Consider the following 22935-nt stretch of genomic DNA (forward strand, 5'->3'; position numbering starts at 1 on the left):
ATATGCCATCTTGCAAAAGGATTTTTGCAGCTTCACTTCTTCTGATCGGCCTGGGCTACGGGCTGCATATTTTATTTACCCCTTCACAACCGCTTCGCTTTGATCAGCAAGTCTATATCTGGCAACGCGTCTGGACAGCAGAACATAACGAGGCACTAAAACGAAGCCGCCCACTTTTCTCTACGCTACGCATACTTGGGATGCAATTTCACCCGCAAGAAGGCATCCGACACTTTACGGTTAATACTTCACTTATTAAGCAAGATGGTCGCCCGGTCTGGCTGGTCGCGCGACTCGATGGCCAGCTTACACGGTTTAATAACCAGCAAGTTATCCAGCATATTCAACAGACCCTACGTGAGTGGCAAAAGGCAGGGGTTACGCTGGCAGGTGTGGAAATTGATTATGACGCGCCAACAGCAAAATTGCCGGAATATATGACACTTCTTAGTGCGTTACATCAGACGCTTCCTGCAAATATAAAACTTAGCGTTACCGCCCTGCCGACCTGGCTTAAATCACCACATCTCGCCCGATTATTGCGCATTGCGGACTCTTCGGTTTTACAGGTACATAACGTGCTTTCGCCCGAAAAAGGCCTGTTAGATGCCAGTCTGGCGCAGCGTTGGGTAAAGCAATATGCCAGACAAACCACGCATCCTTTTTTCATCGCATTGCCCGCTTACGGTTCTGCGCTTACCAGTGATAATCGCGTCGAGAGTGAAGCTCCGTTATACGTTGCCGAAGAGATGCGTGAATTAAGTGTGTCACCGCAAACCATTGCCGATTTCATTCAATATTTAGAACAGCAACCACCGCGTGGATTACAGGGGCTGGTATGGTTTCGGCTACCGTTAGCAGGCGATCGCCGCGCCTGGTCACTGACGACGCTGGAAGCCGTGATTCAGCATCAACCGCTGACCCCACGCTGGTCGTTAATTATTGCTCAACATGCAGACGAACAGCTTTTTGATCTGGCTATTAAAAACAATGGCGAAATTGATGCGCCGTTGCCGAAACAAATAATTCTGCCCAATGCAGATTGTCTATTCGCTGATGGAGCCAGCCACTATCAGGTGCAATCCGGGCCATCCAGCCTGAATTTTGTGAGAGGAAGCGCCAGGCAACTGCGCGCCGGAGAAAGCAGTCCGCTGGGATGGGCGCGCTGCAATCAAAGACTACAAGGAGAGTTTAATGTTACGCCATGAGATATCGCGGATTGCCAGCGTTGTGTTATTCACGCTCATTTGCGAGAACGCTTATGCTTGCGGGCCTTATGCGCCGAACTCACTTTTGCATGATCGACAACACACATTAACAGAAATGCCTAATGGCAGTTTCATATATGAAGCTCGACATTTAGTCGAACGCGATCCACGTTTACCTTTATGGCAGCCAGAGATCGAACCAAACGATTTAGAGGACTATTATCAGTACAGAGAAACGCAAAAGGATACCGATTATCAGCATTACACTCGCGAAAAACGTCTACAAGAGATAGCAGAGAAACTGAAGACAAAACTACCTACAGCAGAACGACTCTATTATCTGGGAGCCATAGACTTTTATCACTTCATCTATGACAGCCCCTGGTTCGATAAATTATTAGCCTTACCCAAAAGCGAACAAGGTGAATGGCGGCTGAAGGCAATGTATACCCAGGCCCGTAAAATATTCGATTCAGGTGAAAATGACGAGTTAGCTTATAATACTGGCGCGTATCATAGTGAGGAATCCATAAAGGGGATTAAACTTTATCAACAAATTATAGAAGAAGTTCGCAATGGTGAGCCAGACCCCGAACAACTCTCTCTCGCCAGCTTGGGGCAGTTAGGTTTTTACCGGCTGAATAAAGCAGATATGAATGGAGCCATCACATATTATGCGCAACAGGCTGCACAAGGTTCCCCCGTAGGTAAAATCTCATTACGCAGAATTGCACTGTATCTGACAAATGAAAAAAATTTCGCCCTTTTAGAAAATATTATTGATGATCCCATAGTTCAGAAACTGGTCATCGCAGAGCTTTTTATTCGTCACGACAGAGGGTATAGCCAGGATGGGTGCATTACCGAAAACAGTGAATATTTCTGCACAACACAACGTGAAAAATTGATCAACTTGTTGGTGAACCATCGGATAAAAGGATTTTCTTATAGCGATCGACTGGCCGCATTAGCTTATCGTAATGGTGATTACTCGTTAACGAAAGTCTTATTAGAGGATGCGCCAGAAAGCGGCCTCCGCGAATGGTTAAACGCAAAAATGGCGCTGCGTGAAGGTAATATTCCTTTAGCGACCCGCTATTATGCCAGTGCGGCAAAATTCTTCCCGGAAAATGAAACGTGGGGCAACCCGATGACAGAAAGTGATTACTACCACGGTAATGAGATCATTATGCCATCATGTCGTATTGCTGGCGAGCAAGCAATTCTGGCGTTGAAGCGCGATGATTACTTGCAAGCAATGACGCTGTTTTATAAAGGCAAAGATACTTATTGGGCAGATTTAGCTGATGTGGGGGAAAGTGTATTAACGTTACAGGAGTTAAAAACGTTTGTTGATAAAAATGTACCTCCGCCCAGCCAACAGCTAAAACCCTTTAATTTGCAGTCATCTGAAAATGATTATGACAGAGAATATAGCGGTTACTTCGTTCCCCCAACGCTCATTCCAACTGACGTAAAATTACGTGCATTACTGGCCAGAAGGTTTATTCGCAATGGTCAATATCAGCAAGCCGTCAGCTACTTTGATATTCCAAATTACCGTAAAATGGCGCAGCAACTGGCAGATTTAATGGAAAAAAGCCAAAATAATAATATCAATAATCAGGAGCGCGCGCAGGCGCAATACGAGGCGGCAAGATTATTACGATATAATGGCATCGAACTCGTCGCCTATGAAATGTATCCCGACTATGCTATTACCAGCGGAGCATATTCCACACCTTATTCCTACACTAATGATAGCGGCTGGATAAGTGAGAAAGAAAACCGTCGTTTTGCTAATGCAGTACCTGACAAAAATAATCACTTTTTGCATTACCGCTGGCAAGCTGCGGAATGGGCTGGACAATCTGCCGATTTACTTCACCCCAAAACCCAGACATGGGCCGCCGTGTTATGCCATGCTGCAAGTTGGGTCAGATACCTTGATCCAGAAACCGGTGCATTAATTTATCAACGCTACGTGAAAAACGGTAAAGCTTTTGACTGGGCTGCACATTTTGGTCGTGATTGTCCTGAACCAGTGTTTAAGAAGGATCTGAAGAAATAACCTTACAGGGATGAGAAAGGCTCTCCTTACGGACTGGCGAAAACTGCTGACGCATATCATTCAGACTACGTTATTCATTACCGTTAATCCCGGCAGCGCAGAAGAAACGCTGCCGGGTTATTTATTACTGCGCGGGTGGAATATCCGAAACTTCAGGATGGACGTCATCCGTGGCTACGGATGTAGTCACAGCCGCAGTCGATGGGGCCATGATTTGATCCCATGCGGCCTGCAACTCTTTCATGTTAAATTCCGGCTCACCTTTCGGCTGCAACAGAATTAACGCCATGTCGTTCGACAGTTGCTGACGCAAATCCTGATTTAACATTTCTACCGTCAGGCTGTTGAGGAAATCCTGACGCAGTTTCTGATATTGCTCCGGCGCGATATCGACAACCTGATTTTGCAACGAACGCATCCGCTGGCCCATCAGAATATCGGTATCAGCTCGCGCATAAGCAGCAAACAATTTCTGCAACTCCAGTTTCTTTTGCGCAACCAGAGCATTGAACTCTTCTTCCGGCAGACCTTTATCACGAACTTTCGCCAGCTCACGCGCCACCAGATTAAGGTTGCTGTTCAGCTTGTCGTTTGGTGACTCGATGTTGATGGCACACTGCGCACGCAGATACAGCACACGGCAGTCAAATCCAAGACCAATGTCTTTACTGTTACTGGCGCTTAATGCTTGCTGAACGTGCCAGAACAGCGCCTCACGGGCCAGGTCCGCACGCCAGTAGCGCAGCAGTGCGGCTGATTCACGAATCGGCTGCCACGGCGTATCCCACATGATGGATAACCGATCCTGACGCACTGCGTCGGTCATAATGCTCACCGCTTCCGCACGCAGAGGAGAAAGCGTCGGCACCGGAGCCGGTGTTTCACGTTTGCCTTTCAGTTCGCCAAACGTTTTGTTGATTTGGTCTACAACCGAGCGCGCATCAACGTTCCCCACCACCAGCAGCGTCATTGCATCCGGGGTGTACCATTTCTGGTAGAAATCTTTAATCTTTTCCGCTTCAACGGGTTGTTTCAGCGGATCGGCAGGATCGTGACCTAATAAAGTCGATCCCTTCAAGCGATAACGCCACCAGCCTTCTTTGGTGTCGGCAGGCCAGGTTGCCACCATGTCCTGACTTTGCAGCGCGTGGTTGATGGTTTCTGGTGTGATGGTCAGTTTGCCACTGGCATTTGCCAGATAAGAGAGCGCCTCTTTCAGCAAGTCGTTACGGTTATTTGGCAGACTAAGATTAAACAGCGTGGTGTCGTAAGAAACGATCACCGGTGGCATCGGGCGCTTAGGGTCGATCCCCTGTTGCCACAATGAACGTGCCTGTGCCGCTTCAAGGCCACCGCTTTGCGTCAGCGCGATGCGGGGAATGGCATGACTATAACCGCTCTGTTGGGTACTTTCGGCGAGCGAACCAGTATTAACCAGCAGGCGAATTTCAACACGATCGCTGGGACGCTGGGGCGTGGTCAACACTTGCCACTGTAAACCGTTGGAGAGCGTCCCCTGTTGCCATGCTGGATCAGGCTGGAGCGCATCTGCCTGCACATAGCCAGCAGTGGCCATCACCAGCAAACCGCCCGCTAAAAGTCGAATTTTTGTGCCCTGCATGTGAACCCCTGATCAACTATCCTGGTAATAAAAGACTGCCCGTTATCGGTCAGTCTGAATAACGTTAAAAACACTTCGTGTTAGACCGCAAGAACATGGAAATGTCACGGAAGAAGTGAAATAAACCTGAACTCACCCAGGTGGTAAGTTCAGGCACAGGGGGCAATTATGCGCAAACACCCGCACTCGGGGAAGGGAGTGCGGGCATAAGAGGTGAGATTAAGAGGATAATTCGTGCGTTTTGCCTTCTGGCGCACGATTATTCAGCACATCGTCCAGTTTTTTGTGGTCCAGTTCTTTAACCCACTTAGCGACCACGATGGTTGCTACACCGTTACCGACCAGGTTAGTCAGCGCACGAGCTTCCGACATGAAGCGATCGATACCGAGGATCAGCGCAAGACCCGCCACCGGCAAATGGCCTACGGCTGAAAGCGTCGCCGCCAGCACGATAAAGCCACTGCCCGTTACCCCTGCCGCCCCTTTAGAAGAAAGCAGCAACACGATTAATAGCGTGATTTGGTGGAAGATATCCATCTGACTGTTGGTAGCCTGGGCGATAAATACCGCCGCCATCGTCAGGTATATCGATGTGCCATCAAGGTTAAACGAGTAGCCTGTCGGGATGACCAACCCCACCACCGATTTCCGGCAGCCGAGTTTTTCCATCTTGTCGAGCATACGTGGCAGCGCCGATTCGGAAGACGATGTTCCCAACACAATCAGCAGTTCTTCACGGATGTAGCGGATAAATTTGAAGATACTGAAACCGGTCGCTTTAGCGATTGAACCCAGTACCAGCACCACAAACAGGATACAGGTGATGTAAAAGCAGATAATGAGCTGCCCCAGCTGCACCAGTGTTCCGACGCCGTATTTACCGATGGTAAATGCCATCGCCCCAAACGCCCCAATCGGTGCCAGGCGCATGATCATATTGATGATGCCGAAGATGACCTGCGAGAAACTTTCGATAACGTTAAAAATCAGCTGGCCTTTGCTGCCCAGACGGTGCAGCGCAAAACCAAACAGTACGGCAAACAGCAGCACCTGCAGGATGTTACCGCTGGCAAACGCGCCAATGACGCTCGCCGGGATGACATCCATAATGAAGGCGACAATGCCCTGGTCTTTCGCCTGCGCGGCGTAAACGGCTACCGCTTTCGCATCCAGACTCGCCGGATCGACGTTCATTCCAGCACCTGGCTGTACAACGTTAACGATAATAAGACCAATAATCAGCGCGATGGTACTGACTATCTCAAAGTAAAGCAGTGCGACTGCGCCGGTACGACCGACCGCCTTCATGCTTTCCATGCCCGCAATGCCAGTGACGACGGTACAAAAGATGACGGGAGCGATGATCATCTTAATGAGCTTAACGAAGCCGTCGCCAAGCGGTTTCATTTGCTCGCCTATTTCAGGGTAGAAATGGCCAAGGAGAATACCAATGGCTATCGCTGTCAGGACCTGAAAGTAAAGGCTTTTAAACAGAGAGGTTTTCATAGGGTGTCCTTTAGTAAAACCACAGGTCTTGTAAGGTTATGGGGTACCTGCGGCCTTAAAATAACACCCAGACAACATCACAGAAATGTACCTGGATCATAATTGAAACAAAAATGTTAAAAAGTTTGAGCTGGCTCGCACAAACCAGCACTTTTTAAAGTTTTGTAATCAGTTTGGGGTAGCTATTTTTCTTCCAGGTAACTTTCTTCGAAGATTTCAATGGGAAGTGGACGTGCAAAGAGGAAGCCCTGGGCAATACCAACGCCCGCCTTTGCCAACCAGTCACGTTGTGCTTCTGTCTCTACGCCTTCAGCAATGATTTGCAGATTCAGGCTTTTCGCCAACATGATAATCGCGGCAATCATGCTGCTATCTTCCGGTAACCCATCAATGAACATTTTGTCGATTTTCAAAACGTCCACCGGGAGAGATTTCATATGCTGCAACTGACGCAACCCTGAATAGCCCATACCGAAATCATCCAGCGCCACCTGTACTCCGGCGTTGCGCAGCGGACGAAGGATTGCCACCGCCGCGTGAGGGTCATCAATGCGTCGGCTTTCTGTCACTTCCAGAATCAGCGTTCCTGGCTGAACACGATAGCGCGTTAGCAGTTCCAGCATATCCGCCACCATATTCGGATGCATCAGTTGCAGCGCTGAGATGTTCACCGATAATGGCAGCATAATGCCGCGCTCCTGCCAGGCGGCAAGCAGTCGGCATGACTCTTCCAGCACCCAGTGACCGACGGTAACCATCAGTCCACAAGACTCAATACGATCAATTAACCCATCCGGTAGGTCCCAACTCCCATCCGGTTGCTGGATACGCAATAACACTTCCGCGCTGACTAACTTGCCGCTGGTCATCTCAACTTGTGGTTGTAGCCAAATCGCAAATTGATGATTTTCAAGCGCATTAAGGATATCGCTCTCTTCCGTCAGTCGCTGTTGAGCGGCTTCCATCTGCTGCGGATCATAGAACTGAATCTGATTCTTCCCTTTATGACGCGCGGTAAACGCCGCAGAAATAGCACGACCATAAAGTTGTTCGGCGGTGATATCGCCATAGAACATCGCCACGCCGATGTTACAGTGTGGGCGCAGTTGAATGCGATCAATAGGCAAGCGCTCGCTCATGATAGTGAGTACTTGCTGACCTAACGTAATAGCGTGCCACGGCTCCTGCACACCGTTGGCGATAACAGCGAAGTCATAGCCACTGACCTGCGCGAGAACCATGCGCGGCGACAGCACCGACTTGAGTTTTTCCACCAGCGTAAGTAGCAGGATTTCCCGCTGCGCCTCTTTCAGCACACCGGCGGTGTCGCGCAGGGTTTCGCAGGTGATAATCATCAGCGCAGTAGTCTGTTTACGCGTCACCACCTGTTCCAGCATCTCCATCAGCAGGGCTTTGTTTGGCAAATCCGACACCGGGAAGCGCATCGCGTTTTCGATCTGCTCTTCATAATGGCGCTGCAACAGTTGCTGGTTAAGGTTATAACTGCGCACCAGCATACCTATTTCATCGTCCTGATGCAGACGCGGCAGCGCCAGCTGATGGCCGATAATCTCTTGCGGTGGAATGGCGTTCAGCTCACGAGCAATATTGCGTAAAGGATGTAATATCAGTCGGTTAATACACCAGCTAATCGCCACTGTCAGGATGAGCGACAAAAGTAAGTAAATGGTCACTAACGTTGAGAGCGTACTCATCACGAACTTATACATGCGGAAGGAATCCGCCTGTAACACCAGATAGGCAATCGGTTGTGGGTTTGCCGGGCGCTCCAGCGAGTAGACGCCCAGCGAGATTTGCACCGGTAGTTCGAGCAGTCGGGTAACCATTACCGGCACCGGGCGTTCAGGAATAAAACTTTTACGCAGCGCCTGGAACTGGTTAGGCAGCACCACATCTGCGCGGCTGACCACGCCCGCAGGTTTGATGCTGGAGAGAATGGCCTCCGCCTGGGGAATATCCCCTTTGAGGATGGCTGAGGACAAGGGTTCGCGGACAGAACGAGCAATGCTTTCCAGTTGCGTAGCCGTGTTATAGCGATTCTGCTGTACCAGGTGGAACAGCAAAACGGTGCAAAAAACAAAGACAAACACCAGAACAACGGCCGCCACCATTGCCATCTGCTTGATTGTTAACGAACGACTAACGCGCAAATTATCTCTCCCCCGGAAATCCCAGACTGCCGCCCGAGTATACCCGATCGCAGCGGCATTAAGAGAGGCGCTATCTGAAAACTTACCAGTCGGCGTAAGGTATCAGCGGCTGTGGCGGTAAATCCATATCGCCCTGCCATCCGGCGGCAGAATACCGTACGTAGAGCAGGAAATGGCTTGGCGCATAATCTTTCGCCTGCTGGATATCAATCGCCGTGCCGACAAACCAGTTGGATGTAACGCGTCGTTCAAGTAACGCCCGCGCCGTATAGCCAAAGCCCTGGCTGCTACTGCCACCGTTGGTCTGGTCAGCGGCGTCGTCTTTCCAGTCATTCGGAATCAGGTTCATCAGCGGATAACGCGGCATGGTTTTAGTGCGCGAGTGCGACCATGAGCCAGACGCGCCCAGCTCCCATGACCAGTTTTCCGTGCGCTCACGCCACATCACCGGTACAGCAAACGACAGATATTCCTGCGGGCTGTAGTAGCCGCCCTGCCCAAGTGAGTACCCACTCAGGTCTTTGTCGTAATGCCAGATCATGTTGTTCAGGCCGATAGTAACGCGACGATTATTCTGGTTGATGACTTTATAGTAATAGCCCGTCATCCAGCGCACGCGCCAGTTATCTTCGACATTTTTTCCGGTTAACTGATCACCGCTAAGTGATGCCCAGACGCCGTTTGCCTCACCTTTATCATAGCTCAGACTTAACCCCACACCATCGGCACGTACGCCGCCCCATTTTTTCCCGGTATTGCTCGGAGAGTCTTTCTGTCCGCCGAAGGCAAGTAATGAACTGGAAATAGGTCGGCGATGGGCGTTAACGGTGTAGCCAAGCGGCCCGATATCATCGCTGTAACTAACGCCACCGACCACGTCCACGACATTGAAGCCCATCGGCGTGGTGCCAATATCCCAACTCCAGACGTCATTTCGCCAGCCGACCGCCACGCTTGCGCCAGAATCCGACTGACTGCGATTGCCGCTACAATCTTGTAACGTACAGGTCCCCCAGTTGTTGTCCCACGTGCCGTCGTCGTTGGTGGAGAAACTGCCGACATTCATATTGACGAAATCGCTGCGGAAGAACATTCGTCCGTCCGCATAGGGTGCATCTACCTGCAACATGGTGGTGTGCGCTTTCAGATCGGAGTATCCGCCAGTGCCGCTCGATCCCCAGTAGTCGTGCTCCAGGGTGACGTTAAGATCCTGCTGACGATAAAGGTCCGCCGCATCGCTACGTACACCGCGTTTCAGCCAGTCATCTTTCTCGTCGTTGCGGGTCAGTCGGGTAAAGGTGTCGTTATCCTGCGGACGCGTCGTGGTCACACCAGATGCGACCATCGCGTCTTTGTAGGTTTCCAGCGCCTGCTTTGGATCGCCCGCCTGTGCTTCAAACTTCGCACCATCGCGCAGTACCATCGCGCTTTCCATCGACGGCGGCTGAGATTTTGCCTGCGGGATCAGCTTGTTAAATGTCTGCTGCGCCGCTGCGGTATCGCCAAGCTGCGCCTGCGCCAGCGCCACGCGCCGCTGAGTGTTCAGAGAGGCGTTATCGGTGGCGGGCAGTTTCGCCAGCTGGCTACGTGCCGCCGCTTTGTCACCAGCAGCGATATCCACTTCCGTCAGACCAAGAATGGCGTCGACGTTATTCGACTCGCGCGTCAGGACGTTCTGATAAGCCGCGCGGGCGGCGGTGTAATCGCGCCGTTGCTGCGCCCAGTCGGCCAGGGTGAGATCAATGCGTGTGGAAGGCGGCTGCTGACGCAGCATCGCTTCCGCTTCGGCTTCTTTGCCGCTTTCACGCAGGCGATTGGCTGTTTCCAGCACCTGATCGCTTTGCAGCCGGTTCACCAGTTCATGAATATTGCTGTTCCACTGCGCGCGCGGCAGGCTGTTGATATGCGCCAGTGCCGCCCGGTCTTGATCATGACCGGAGAGATACAGCCCGTAGGCGTAAACCTGCTCCGGGTCGTTCGGCTTCTGCTGCGCCAGATTGCGCATCAGAGTATCAGCCTGGCTGCGTTGTCCGGCCTGCCAGAGATCCTGCGAAAGTCGGTAAGTAATCCACACACTGCCGGGGTCCAGTGCCAGTCGCTGGCGCTGAAGTGCTGCTGCTTGCGCCCATTTGCCCTGTTTTTCCAGCGCTTCGGCCTGCTGTGACAAACGGTCGTTTTGCAGACTACGTTCAATATCGTCAACGCTGCGCCGCTGGCTGGCAGAGAGCGAGGCAATAAATGCTTCAGCCTTTTCCGGCGATTGCTGGCGATAAAGATTCGCCAGACCGCGCACGGCGTTGGTGTTGCCGCTGTCCATCCGCAGCGTCTGCTGATAATAACGTTCGGCTGCAGGGTAATCTTTGCGCGCCATCGCCACATCACCCAGCCCCAGCACCGCATAGCTGTCAGTATTATCTACATTGCGCGCCTGCTGGAATAACCGTTCCGCTTGATCAGGATTGTTTGCTTTAAGCGCGGCATCGCCCTGTTGGATCGCCAGCCAATAACGGTTCACTTTCAGCAGGCTGTTCCATTTGTCGTTGTTGCTGCTGTGCGGGTCCAGCGCGAGGGCTTTCTCCAGATTCACCACCGCATTGGCGCGATCGCCTTTCTGAGAATACGCCTGGCCCAGCGCCCCCAGCGCTTCACTGTCTTTCGGGTTAGCACGCACCGCCAGTTGCAACTCGGGTATGGCTTTACCCGCCATACCTGAATCCACCGCCGCTAAACCTTGCGCACGGGCACGGAAAGCAGGATCGGCCAGTTGTTTTTGTTGTTCTGCCAGTTGCGATTGTGCAGCAGCCACGTTGTCGCCATCGCTAAATACTGAGAGATATTTTTTCAGCGCCTGCACGCTGGCATCGCTGACAGGCATGTCTTTAATCTGCCCGTACCAGATTTTAGAGGCACCATCACGACCGGCGTTCGATTTCGCCATCTGCTCCAGTACGGCAAAACCTTCGTCACGGCGATCGCTGCTAAACAGCAATAGCGCCAGATTGTTTTGCAGGCCCGTATTGCCCGGTGTATCCGCATTGATGCGTTTTAGCTGATTAATCGCTTCGCCACGGCGAGCCGGAATTTTCGCCACGGTACTCCAGTACTCGACGGCAATGTCACCTTCCGGCGGCGCCCCGTTGAACAGTTTGTTGTAACCCGCCACGGCTTCTTCCGCATGCCCGGTGGTGGCCTGCAATCGTGCTTGTTGCAATGCCTGACGACCATCCGGCGTGGAAAGCAACATCGTCGTCCGCGACGATTTGTAAGCGTTTGAACTCGGCGCTAATTGCGACAATCGGTCGAGTTGTTTTTGCGCCCCATCAACATCACCCTGCCGTAACAGAGAGCGAAAACGGGCAGCAACGACGTCCGGGTTATTCGGATCAATAAGTTCCAGACGATACAGCGACTGCTGCACCAGGTCTTCGCGGTGAGTCGCTTCGCCAACTCGTACCTGCTCCAGTAGCTGTTGCTGGGCGGTTGGCGCCGCCTCGACCATCGGCATCACAGCCAGACCGAGGGAAAGTGTGAGGATGTTTAGTGTGAATTTGCGCATTCCTGGCCCCAGTCCGGTAATAACTCACCTTTTGTCGAGAAGCGGAAACGGTGTTGATCCCAGCCTTGTCCGAACAGGGTCAGCACATAATTGTAATAGGCATCGCTGCCAGGAAAGTTATCTGCCACACGCTGGCGCTGTACAGCCTGCGCGTCACGGTCCTGAAGAAACGGCAACATAGCCGCAGAAAAACCTACCGGCCCTTGCCCCTGCGCTTTACCCGTCGCGACATCAACTTTCTCCGGCGGATAGCCGTTCTTCTCAGTAAATGTCGCCATCGGTTTAAAACGCGCTAACAGCCGTGCTTTTTGCGGATCAGTATCTGGCATCATGCCGACCCACATATAAACGCGAATGGCGTCATAGCTGCTGATCAGCGTTTTTTCAGCTTTCAGCTGCCAGCCTTTATCTTTTTCATAACGCACCCAGTCAGGCGAAAAACCTTTCGGGGCAGTTTCCAGCAGCAAACGTTGATTCGTTTCGTGCAGCGTAGTCCAGGGCGCGCCAAAGCGGGTGAAATACTGCGCCAGCGTCGGTGGTAGATAACTCGGGTTCAAACGCCAGCTGTTATTCTCGGCAAAGCCGACTTTTCCCGGTAACAGCATGGACCCCAGCCCCGGCACCGTCACCACTTCCTCTTGCGCAATGCGTTTTAACAATGCGCTGCCGATGTCGGTATAACGCTGCTCTTTCCACAATCGCCCCGCCTCAAGCAACGACCAGGCCATCCAGATATCACCATCAGAGGCCGAATTGCTGTCCAGCACTTCCCACTTGCTGTTCTCTTTTTTGCCCCACAGCCAGGCAGGCAAATGTTCGTTTAAGGACCCCTGAGCAAGATTGTTCTGGGTCCAGTCAAGTAGGTTGTCAAATGTCACACGATCATTAGCCGCCAGGGCAAAGAACATGCCGTAGCTTTGCCCTTCAGAGGTGGTAATTTTGCGTGCATCACTGGGGTCAATGACGCGCCCTTCCTGACTGATGTAATCCTTTTTGAACTGCTCCCAGGCAGGCCAGTTGCAGGCTGCCTGAACACTGAAGGCAGCCAACAGCAGCATCGTCACGATCCCACTACGCAAAACTTTCATCATCGATTACTCATTATCCGGATTAAGACGACGACGGCTGATGATGCGCAGCAGACGCCACAGTACCCATGCCAGCAGCACCACGCTGATTGCCGCCAGTATCGCCAGCAGAATCGGATGGTTCGCCAGTGCGTACCATAAACGTTCAAACCACGGCAGATGACCGACGTAATAGACGTCGCCAACGCGCAGGCTGTTAACACCGGACTCGCGAATCACCGCTACGGAACCAAACATAGTGGCGCGTTTACCGCTGTCGTTCACCGCATCGTTGAGCATCTCGTAACCGCGTGGACTATCCGCCAGTAACGCAATTACGCTGCGCTGGTCGTTATACGGTGACTGGAAGCCAATCACCGCCGCCATCGCACCAGAAGAGGTCAGCGTGGACTGAGTTTCTGCTGCGCGGTCGTTTTCGTCAGGTACAATGCCGGGGAACGGAGTCTGGCGCATCGGCGTTTTCACCCAACTTTCGGTAGCCTGCACCAGCAGATCGATCTGCTTGTCATCTTTTAACTTGTCCGGGATACCGCCAATTATCATGATATCGGCGTCTTTCCCCTGAATGGTGCTGCCATCATCGGTCACCGTCAGGTTGATCGCCGGGAAGCCCGTCTGTGCACCAATAAAGCCCACCGTATTAAGCAGTGTTTCCATCTGCGCTTCGTTTGGTGTTTTTGGCATCACGGTAATGGTTTGCGACAAATCCGCCATCCGGCTGAACGGGAAGCCCGCATTAGCAAACGCGCGCAGATCCGGCATCGGGATGAAGTGGTAATACTTCGAGAAGTCGATGGTAGAGTCGTCACCAATCACGACGTGATTCTGCACCGGCTGGAAGGTAATACAGTTATCCACCGAACCACCCGGCATTGGGTTCATATACTCAAAATCGAAACGCAACTGGTTGGTCGCCCCCAGTTTCAGCGCCGGAATGGAGACATCGGTTTTACCATCCAGCAAACCTTGCAACACCGGGATCCGCAGCAGCAGGCGGTTCGCCTCCTGTTTACTGCTCAGGTTGAAAGATTGCAGGAACTGGTTGTTCAGGCTGATATCCATCCGCGAGCTATCTTTCACCGGCGGCATGGTGTAGCGATAGTTGATATCCATATCGATACCGGTGCTGCGCATCAGGTAGAGATCTGGCGGCAAGTTCAGCGAGATATTAATCGCTGCCGGCTCCAGCCCGCTGGACTGTAACTGTTCTTCATAGGTTTTCAGCTCACCAAAGGTGACCGGACGATCGGTTCGCACCCAGTTTGGCGCATCGTACGGTTTACGTGGCAATAGCGGTTTAACATCGTTCACCACTACGCTGTCACCACGGAACAAAATATTGCCCTGAGCAATGCCTTTCGCCGCCTGCAATAGATCTTTGTCATCACGCCCAAAGACCACCAACAATTTGACGTAAGGATTCTCCGGATGGTTGATCATCTCAATCACCGGGGCTTTTACTGCCGGATGATCGCGCAGGAAGTCCGGTCGCTTGTCATTGGTCGCAAAGACAATCGCATTGCGGTCCGGAAGCTGATTATAGAGTACCGGGAAGTTCTGTCCGCGCCAGCCAGAACGCGAACCAAACCACGACGCAACAATCGCCGAAGCCTGTTGCAGACCAACATCCGGCGCACCAGCAAAAACTATCGGCAACGTATTGGCTCGGTTATCCCTCGGGTCGAAAAACGGAATCGGGAAGTGCGACAGATCATTTTTCACATTCAGTGATTGATATGTCAGATCCAGTCCGCTACTGCGTCCAACATCCAGCCAGAGCGTTGTGCTGGCCGGGTTTTCACAGACATCCTGATAATGACCAACAAACTCCAGCCGCACGCGGTTGAAGTCGGTGATAAACAGCGGATTAATCGGCATTTGCGCCAACGTCTTTTTACCCAACTGCTCTTTGGTCACTGGCAGCACGCCCATCAACTCATCGTTCAGATAGACTTTCAACTGCGACTGTATCGGCAGCAGTGATGGCGACGGCGTATATTCAAGGTTAAGCATCGCCTTCGTCACTACTTCATCACTGCGCATACCAAACTCTATGCTGCCGTTCGGGTTAATGCCACGCAGTATCATGCTACCCGGCGGCGGCGCGATTTGCGCAAAGGTCAGCTTCACATCGCGCGAAGGGCCATTCTGCGCCACGATGGGCGCGTCCGCGCCCTGCACGCCTGGCATCACCTGTCCGACCCGCGGATTTTGCTCCGCCTGGGCAGGCACAGTTGGCTCAGCATTGATCAGTGGTTGCGTCGTCGGTGTCGCCTGCGTCATGAAAGAGGGGAACGCACTCATCCCCATAGCCACTGCACAAATCCAGAATAGTTTTCTTTTCATCGCGTTATCATCATTGTTGAGCCAAAGCCTGATCCGATGGTTGTACCGTTTCGCTCCGCTCCGGGCGACGCGGAATGAACGAAACAACCCAGGAAACCAGAGAAGTCAGCACACGGAAAATGCCCTTCACCGAAGAAGGCGCAAACTCCGCCAGATGGCGGTAGCCACGGAAGCCGAGCTTCAGAATATCCAGCAGACTTTCCAGCGGCTTATCTTCCGGGTAGCTGTCCTGCCAGAGCGCCCATGTATCCGCACGGGCAAACGTACACTGCACAAAATCGATATGTTGCTGGGTAGTGAGCGGCATCAATTGCAGCCCCACTTCGTTACCCATCACGCGCGCAACCTGAGTCGGGAAGGCATACTCTTGCTGACCGCGTTTGAGCAGCAGATTCACTTTCTGTCCTTCCAGAATCTGCGCCTGACCGTTGATCTTGATCCCCAGGCCGCCGTCAGAGAAGTCCTGAACGGTGCAGGAGAAAAGATGCCCATCTTCCCGGGCAATCGCCGCTGGCATGGTCATCTCAACACGGTGCGAACGACGTACCTGCTTGCTTTCTACCGATACCGCTACTGCACCGCCGAGAATAATCAGGTTGTAGAACACCCAAACCATACTAACGACCACGGTGAGCATTTCAGTCGGCGGGCCATAGAAGTAACGCCAGATGCCGACAGCAACACCGACAAGGTTGAGTAATACGAGGAAGATGTACGGTCGCGAGATCACCCAGTCGACGTACTCTTCCTCCACCAGACCACCTTTGGCGGTGACGTTAAATTTGCCTTTGTGCGGGTTAATCAGCGCCACCAGCGTCGGCGGGGCGATATACCAGGCGAGCACCGTCTCGTAGATTTCACTCCAGAAGGAGTGGCGATATTTACCCTGAATCTTCGAGTTGGTCAGGCTGGCGTGAATCATATGCGGCAGCACAAACAGGGCAATCATCAACGCAGGCGCGTAAATGATGTAGGCGTGCAGCAGCAGGAACGCCAGCGGTGCGGTCAGGAAGATCAGCCGTGGAATCCCCGACAAGAAGTGGAACATAGCGTTGACGTAGCACAGCCGCTGAGCGAACTTCAGTCCTTTACCAGTAAGCGGGTTATCAAGACGGAAGATTTGCACCATTCCGCGCGCCCAACGGATACGTTGCCCAATGTGCGCCGAAAGGCTTTCAGTCGCCAGCCCCGCCGCCTGGGGAATACGCATATAAGCGGAAGTGTAGCCACGACGGTGTAAACGCAGAGAAGTATGCGCATCTTCAGTCACGGTTTCGACCGCGATGCCGCCAATCTCGTCCAACGGCTTACGACGAATCACCGCACAGGAACCGCAGAAGAAAGTGGCATCCCACATGTCATTACCGTCCTGCACCAGACCGTAGAACAGCGTGCCTTCGTTCGGCGTTTTACGAAAACGCCCCAGGTTGCGTTCGAACGGATCTGGTGAGAAGAAGTGGTGAGGCGTCTGCATCATCGCCAACTGCTTTTCTTTCAGGAACCAGCCCATGGTCATTTGCAGGAACGAGCGTGTGGGAACGTGGTCGCAGTCGAAAATCGACACGAACTCGCCTTTGGCATATTTCAGTGCATTGTTGATGTTGCCTGCTTTCGCATGTTCATGCGTCGTTCGGGCGATATATTTCACCCCCACGTTTTGCGCAAACTGGCGAAACTCTTCCCTGCCGCCGTCATCGAGGATCCAGATGTTGAGTTTGTCTTTCGGCCAGTCGATACCCAGCGAAGCATAAATGGTGTTTTTCACCACGCTGAGATCTTCGTTGTAGGTCGGTACAAAGATATCCACCGACGGCCATTGCGACATGTCTTTCGGCAGCGGTACTGGCTGACGATTCAGTGGCCATACCACCTGGAAGTAGCCAAGCACCAGCACAATCCACGCATAAGTTTCCGCAAATAGCAGGATTAAGCCACATACCAGGCTGACCGGATCATCCCAGTTCAACGTCGAGGTATATCGCCACCAGATATAGCGACACGAGACAGTCAGCGACAGCACAATCAACATCAACGCCGAGAAGCGCCCTGGCATACGCCGCACCATTAGCGCCACGCCCCACAGCAACATCAGGAAGATAAATTGCGACAACGGGTTAAAAGGCTGAGTGACGCAAATTAGCGCCAGAATCAGCGAGAAAGTCACAATAACACCAAGAATAAAACGCCGTGCTCCGGTGCTCAGATGGCCCAGTTCTTTTTTCTCATCAAGATGTTGCGTGTTCTGGCTGACACGCTCTGGCAGTTTGTCCATCCATTGATGGTAACGCCCACGGATATTCTGCAGGCCAGAAAATGCCCGCCAGCGTGGTTTTGGCGTCTCTCTGCGTGAAGCGCCGATCAACAACCAGCAAGTCTGAATGACATAGCGGACTGGATCCAACGGGCGCGGACGCGAAGCGTTGATATGTGGGTAAAGGTTTTTATGTTCTGCGCGGATACGCTGCCAGCGCGGGTGTTCAAGCGGAATGAACACCCAGGCCAGGATCAGCCAAAAACAGCCAAGCGTCGCGCTGAAAGCCGATGCGCCGTGACGACGATAATCCCGATAACGCCCGATAAGACGCGCGTTGACCGGCGGGATAAGCAACCACCGGGTCAAGATACTCATGACGCGCTCCCGACTGGCTTTTTCAGACCGGAATAGTTCAACAGGCACCAGTTTGCCAGCGTCAGAACTTCCTCCGCCGCCAGCGCATCACTGCGGTATTCACCTAACGGCTGTTTCGCCGCCAGGCATTCAGCCATCGCTTCATCGCGATGAATCAACATTGGCAGTAACCGGCGCTGGCTTTGCAACCACAACTGGTAAATATCTTCCTGTACCTGGCTGCCAATGCGGAAATCATTAATCAATATATGCGCGCCAGCAGGCAGTGCTTGCTGATGCAGCCGAATATGGCAGTTAGCATCCACTTTAACGATTGCCAGCGAGTGATCGCACAGGCTCAGGATTTGATGCGTTATCTGCGAGGCGTCGCGCGGTAAGTCGATCAAAATCCATTGATAACGCCCACTGGCCTGCAGCTGCTGCAAGCCTTCGCAAATTGCACTCAACTGACTTTGCCAGTGCTGGGGATTCTCTTGCTCTTCAATGGTTAACTGACCAAAAGGCAGTAGATCGAGCTGCGAGGTATAGCGCATCCCGGCATCTCGCCAGTCCTGACCATCCAGTATGGCTCTGGCCCAGCCCTGACGATGGGTAAAATCAACGTTGAACGACAAGCGCAACAAATTGTCCGGGCAGGCATCAACCACCAGGACATTTTCTCCCATCATTTGCAATGCCCAGGCCAACGCGGCGGTGATGGTTGTTGTACCCACACCTCCCCGCACCCCCTGTAATCCCAGTACGGCCATTCACTACTCCCCTACTTCTGTTGCGCAAACTCAGCCAACAATGGCCAGCGTTTTAACGCCGCTGCTAACTGCTCACGCTGAGAAATATCGGCATAATCGATATCAGGCAGTGAAAACGCCTGCTTTAACGCCAAAATATCATTCTGAAAGATATAGCCTATCGCGGGATCAGGCAGAGTATCCTGTTCGTTGTTATTCATTATGCTTAATCTCGATAAAATATACCCGCCACGCATCAGTCAATTCTAATCGACAGAATTTTGCCCGTATAATGCCAGACGGCAATACGTAATCCGTTCATTTTTTAACTTTCATGTACGCAACTAACGAAAGTAAAAAACGAAAAGACTGATATCATAAGGCTTCCAGCCTGCTAAATTGATTCACATGCTAAATCTGATAAGTTTTAATTTCAATGGTAGGTTTATTTCTTAGCTTTCGCTAGTAAACTAATAATCAGACAAAATGGTGACTTGAGGGACGTTGTGGACCCTGTATTCTCTATCGGTATCTCATCTTTGTGGGATGAGTTGCGGCATATGCCAGCAGGCGGCGTCTGGTGGTTTAACGTCGATCGTCAAGAAGATGCTATCAGCCTTGTGAATCAAACGATGGCTTCTCAAGCTGAAACCGCGAAAGTCGCGGTCATTAGCATGGATAACGATCCCGAAAAAACCTTCAAATTAGATGATTCTCACGGACCGGAAAAAATAAAATTATTTTCAATGCTAAATCATGAAAAGGGGCTATACTATTTGCCCCGTGATTTACAATGTTCTATTGATCCCGAAAATTATCTTTTCATTCTTGTTTGTGCCAATAATGCATGGCAAAACATTCCAACTGAGCGGCTTCGTTCATGGCTGGATAAAATGAACAAGTGGAGCAGATTATACCATTGCTCACTGCTGGTAATTAATCCAGGAAATAATAACGATAAACAATTTTCATTGTTGCTGGAGGAATACCGCTCACTTTTTGGGCTTGCCAGTTTGCGTTTTCAGGGCGATCAACATCTGCTGGATATCGCCTTCTGGTGTAACGAAAAAGGGGTTAGCGCCCGTCAGCAACTCATCGTTCAGCAGCAAGAGGGTATCTGGACGTTAGTTCAGCGTGAAGAAGCGGAGATCCAACCACGCAGCGATGAAAAACGCATTCTTAGCAATATTGCTGTGCTGGAAGGCGCCCCCCCTTTATCAGAACACTGGCAACTGTTCGACAACAACGAAACTCTGTTCAATGAAGCCCGGACTGCACAGGCTGCAACCGTCGTTTTCTCTTTACAGCAAAATGGGCAAATTGAACCACTGGCCCGCAGCATTCATACCCTGCGTCGCCAGCGTGGTAGTGCGATGAAGATCCTCGTGCGGGAAAATACCGCCAGCCTGCGTGCCACGGATGAACGTTTGTTGTTGGCCTGCGGTGCGAATATGGTGATTCCGTGGAATGCTCCGCTCTCCCGTTGTCTGACGATGATTGAAAGCGTGCAAGGGCAGAAGTTCAGCCGCTATGTTCCGGAAGATATCACTACCCTGCTATCCATGACCCAGCCGCTGAAACTGCGCGGTTTTCAAAAGTGGGATGTGTTCTGTGAGGCGGTCAATAACATGATGAATAACACGTTGTTGCCTGCTCATGGTAAAGGCGTGCTGGTCGCTTTACGCCCAGTACCGGGCATCCGCGTTGAGCAAGCCCTGACGCTGTGCCGTCCAAATCGCACTGGCGACATTATGACCGTTGGTGGAAATCGACTGGTCCTGTTCCTCTCATTCTGCAGGATCAACGATCTGGATACTGCGTTGAATCACATTTTCCCGTTACCTACCGGCGATATTTTCTCTAACCGCATGGTCTGGTTTGAAGATGACCAAATCAGCGCTGAACTGGTGCAAATGCGTTTACTTGCCCCGGAACAATGGGGGGTGCCACTGCCTTTAACTCAGGCCTCCATGCCGGTAATCAATGCCGAGCATGATGGGCGTAACTGGCGACGAATACCGGAACCGCTGCGACTGTTGGGTGATGCAGTGGAGCATTCATCATGATGACCATCAGCGATATCATTGAAATCATTATCGTTTGTGCGATTGTTTTTTTCCCGCTGGGCTATCTGGCGCGCCATTCCCTACGGCGCATTCGTGACACCCTGCGTTTGTTATTTGCGAAACCTCGTTATGTAAAACCGGCCGGTACGTTACGCCGTGCAGAAAAAGCCAGGGCTACCAAAAAATGACTCAATTTACCCAAAATACCGCTATGCCTTCTTCACTCTGGCAATACTGGCGCGGCCTTTCTGGCTGGAACTTTTATTTTCTGGTTAAGTTCGGCCTGTTGTGGGCGGGCTACCTTAACTTCCATCCGCTACTCAATCTGGTATTTGCCGCGTTCCTGCTGATGCCGATTCCGCGCTACAGCCTGCATCGCCTGCGCCACTGGATCGCCCTGCCAATCGGCTTTGCCCTCTTCTGGCATGATACCTGGCTACCTGGCCCGGAAAGTATTATGAGCCAGGGGTCACAAGTGGCAGGCTTTAGTCCCGATTATTTAATCGATCTGGTCACGCGCTTTATTAACTGGCAGATGATTGGTGCTGTCTTTGTTTTGTTAGTGGCCTGGTTATTCTTGTCGCAATGGATTCGCATCACCGTTTTTGTGGTCGCCATTCTGGTATGGCTGAACGTACTTACGCTGGCTGGTCCAAGTTTCTCCCTGTGGCCAGCCGGTCAACCGACCACCACGGTAACAACGACGGGCGGTAACGCTGCGGCAACAGTCGCGGCAACCGGCGGCACGCCAGTAGTTGGAGATATGCCAGCGCAAACTGCACCACCGACAACCGCAAACCTCAATGCCTGGCTGAATAATTTCTATAACGCCGAGGCGAAACGTAAATCGACCTTCCCATCCGCGCTGCCAGCGGATGCGCAGCCATTTGAGCTTCTGGTGATTAATATCTGTTCGCTTTCATGGTCGGATATTGAAGCTGCCGGATTAATGTCACATCCGTTGTGGTCGCATTTTGATATTGAGTTCAAGAATTTCAACTCTGCAACCTCATACAGCGGTCCGGCGGCGATTCGTCTGCTGCGCGCCAGTTGCGGTCAGCCATCGCACACCAATCTGTATCAACCAGCAAATAATGACTGCTATCTGTTCGATAACTTGTCAAAACTGGGCTTTACCCAGCACCTGATGATGGGACATAACGGCCAGTTTGGCGGCTTCCTGAAAGAAGTTCGCGAAAACGGCGGTATGCAGACCGAATTGATGGATCAAACAAATCTTCCCGTCATTTTGCTGGGCTTTGATGGTTCGCCGGTTTATGACGATACTGCCGTGCTTAACCGCTGGCTGGACGTTACCGAAAAAGATAAAAACAGCCGTAGCGCCACGTTCTACAACACGCTTCCACTGCATGACGGCAACCATTATCCGGGCGTCAGCAAAACAGCGGATTACAAAGCGCGAGCGCAGAAGTTCTTTGATGAACTGGACGCCTTCTTTACTGAACTGGAGAAATCGGGTCGTAAAGTGATGGTCGTCGTAGTACCGGAACACGGTGGCGCGTTGAAAGGTGACAGAATGCAAGTTTCTGGTTTGCGTGATATCCCCAGCCCGGCAATCACTGATGTACCGGTTGGCGTGAAATTCTTCGGCATGAAAACACCACATCAGGGCGCACCAATTGTCATCGACCAACCAAGCAGCTTCCTGGCAATCTCTGATCTGGTGGTTCGCGTTCTCGACGGCAAGATTTTCACCGAAGACAATGTTGACTGGAAAAAACTCACTAGTGGATTACCACAGACTGCGCCTGTTTCCGAGAACTCGAATGCGGTGGTCATTCAATATCAAAATAAACCGTATGTTCGCCTGAACGGTGGCGACTGGGTGCCTTATCCGCAGTAATTACGAAAAAGGCCGCAGAGTTTCCCCCTGCGGCCTGGTCCGGGCGCAAATTGCCATTACGGCAGCCTGACGCCCGCATGG

At 51.9% G+C, this 22935-nt stretch carries 14 protein-coding genes; 5 read left to right on the forward strand and 9 right to left on the reverse strand.

Translation table 11 applies throughout. The features are described from left to right. Window positions 1-2: 2 nt before the first annotated feature. Both FEK66_RS21205 and FEK66_RS21210 read left to right on the forward strand, forming a co-directional pair. Window positions 3-1208 (forward strand): DUF3142 domain-containing protein, encoded by a 1206-nt coding sequence (locus FEK66_RS21205; protein ID WP_135495337.1) that lies wholly within the window; start codon window positions 3-5, stop codon window positions 1206-1208. After that, on the forward strand, window positions 1195-3279 hold the full coding sequence (locus tag FEK66_RS21210) for a hypothetical protein (protein ID WP_130259064.1): 2085 nt from the start codon (window positions 1195-1197) through the stop codon (window positions 3277-3279). The genes FEK66_RS21205 and FEK66_RS21210 overlap by 14 nt, the downstream gene beginning before the upstream one ends. Before the next feature lie 124 nt (window positions 3280-3403). Here the strand turns inward: FEK66_RS21210 and FEK66_RS21215 are convergent, their stop codons facing one another. From FEK66_RS21215 to bcsR, 9 genes are all read right to left on the reverse strand, one after another. Then, the gene (locus FEK66_RS21215) at window positions 3404-4900 is read right to left on the reverse strand and encodes a pitrilysin family protein (protein WP_130210118.1); all 1497 of its coding nucleotides are present in this window, start codon (window positions 4898-4900) and stop codon (window positions 3404-3406) included. A 219-nt stretch (window positions 4901-5119) separates the two neighbouring features. Beyond that, window positions 5120-6406: a C4-dicarboxylate transporter DctC gene (gene dctA / locus FEK66_RS21220; RefSeq protein ID WP_130210116.1), complete on the reverse strand. Its 1287-nt coding sequence runs from the start codon at window positions 6404-6406 to the stop codon at window positions 5120-5122. A 182-nt stretch (window positions 6407-6588) separates the two neighbouring features. Then, entirely contained in the window at window positions 6589-8577 is a 1989-nt protein-coding gene (gene hmsP, locus FEK66_RS21225) for a biofilm formation regulator HmsP (RefSeq protein WP_130210114.1), read from the reverse strand. 82 nt (window positions 8578-8659) lie between these two features. Next, the gene (bcsC, locus tag FEK66_RS21230) at window positions 8660-12133 is read right to left on the reverse strand and encodes a cellulose synthase complex outer membrane protein BcsC (RefSeq protein ID WP_138211536.1); all 3474 of its coding nucleotides are present in this window, start codon (window positions 12131-12133) and stop codon (window positions 8660-8662) included. After that, window positions 12115-13221, reverse strand: coding sequence for a cellulose synthase complex periplasmic endoglucanase BcsZ (bcsZ, locus tag FEK66_RS21235; RefSeq protein WP_135495361.1), 1107 nt, complete (start codon window positions 13219-13221; stop codon window positions 12115-12117). Before bcsZ ends, bcsC begins: the two co-directional genes overlap by 19 nt. 6 nt (window positions 13222-13227) lie before the next feature. Further along, window positions 13228-15567 carry a cellulose biosynthesis cyclic di-GMP-binding regulatory protein BcsB gene (bcsB, locus tag FEK66_RS21240; protein WP_135495338.1) on the reverse strand — a complete coding sequence of 780 codons (2340 nt, stop codon included), beginning with the start codon at window positions 15565-15567 and terminating at the stop codon, window positions 13228-13230. A 10-nt stretch (window positions 15568-15577) separates the two neighbouring features. Continuing rightward, entirely contained in the window at window positions 15578-18196 is a 2619-nt protein-coding gene (gene bcsA / locus FEK66_RS21245; RefSeq protein WP_135488607.1) for a UDP-forming cellulose synthase catalytic subunit, read from the reverse strand. After that, complete coding sequence (bcsQ, locus tag FEK66_RS21250; RefSeq protein WP_135495339.1) at window positions 18193-18945, reverse strand: cellulose biosynthesis protein BcsQ; 753 nt, start codon at window positions 18943-18945, stop codon at window positions 18193-18195. Before bcsQ ends, bcsA begins: the two co-directional genes overlap by 4 nt. An 11-nt stretch (window positions 18946-18956) precedes the next feature. After that, the gene (gene bcsR / locus FEK66_RS21255; protein WP_064527810.1) at window positions 18957-19145 is read right to left on the reverse strand and encodes a cellulose biosynthesis protein BcsR; all 189 of its coding nucleotides are present in this window, start codon (window positions 19143-19145) and stop codon (window positions 18957-18959) included. Between the two features lie 273 nt (window positions 19146-19418). Between bcsR and bcsE the strand changes: the two genes are divergently transcribed. The 3 genes from bcsE to bcsG are packed head-to-tail and all read left to right on the forward strand — an operon-like array spanning window position 19419 to window position 22854. Beyond that, complete coding sequence (bcsE, locus tag FEK66_RS21260; protein WP_130260936.1) at window positions 19419-20990, forward strand: cellulose biosynthesis c-di-GMP-binding protein BcsE; 1572 nt, start codon at window positions 19419-19421, stop codon at window positions 20988-20990. Continuing rightward, window positions 20987-21178, forward strand: a complete 192-nt coding sequence (bcsF, locus tag FEK66_RS21265; protein ID WP_130210102.1) for a cellulose biosynthesis protein BcsF — start codon at window positions 20987-20989, stop codon at window positions 21176-21178. The genes bcsE and bcsF overlap by 4 nt, the downstream gene beginning before the upstream one ends. Further along, window positions 21175-22854 carry a cellulose biosynthesis protein BcsG gene (gene bcsG, locus FEK66_RS21270; protein WP_130210100.1) on the forward strand — a complete coding sequence of 560 codons (1680 nt, stop codon included), beginning with the start codon at window positions 21175-21177 and terminating at the stop codon, window positions 22852-22854. The genes bcsF and bcsG overlap by 4 nt, the downstream gene beginning before the upstream one ends. The last annotated feature ends 81 nt before the right edge of the window (window positions 22855-22935 follow it).

This window comes from Escherichia sp. E1130 (assembly GCF_005781065.1).
Taxonomy (GTDB): Bacteria; Pseudomonadota; Gammaproteobacteria; order Enterobacterales; family Enterobacteriaceae; genus Escherichia.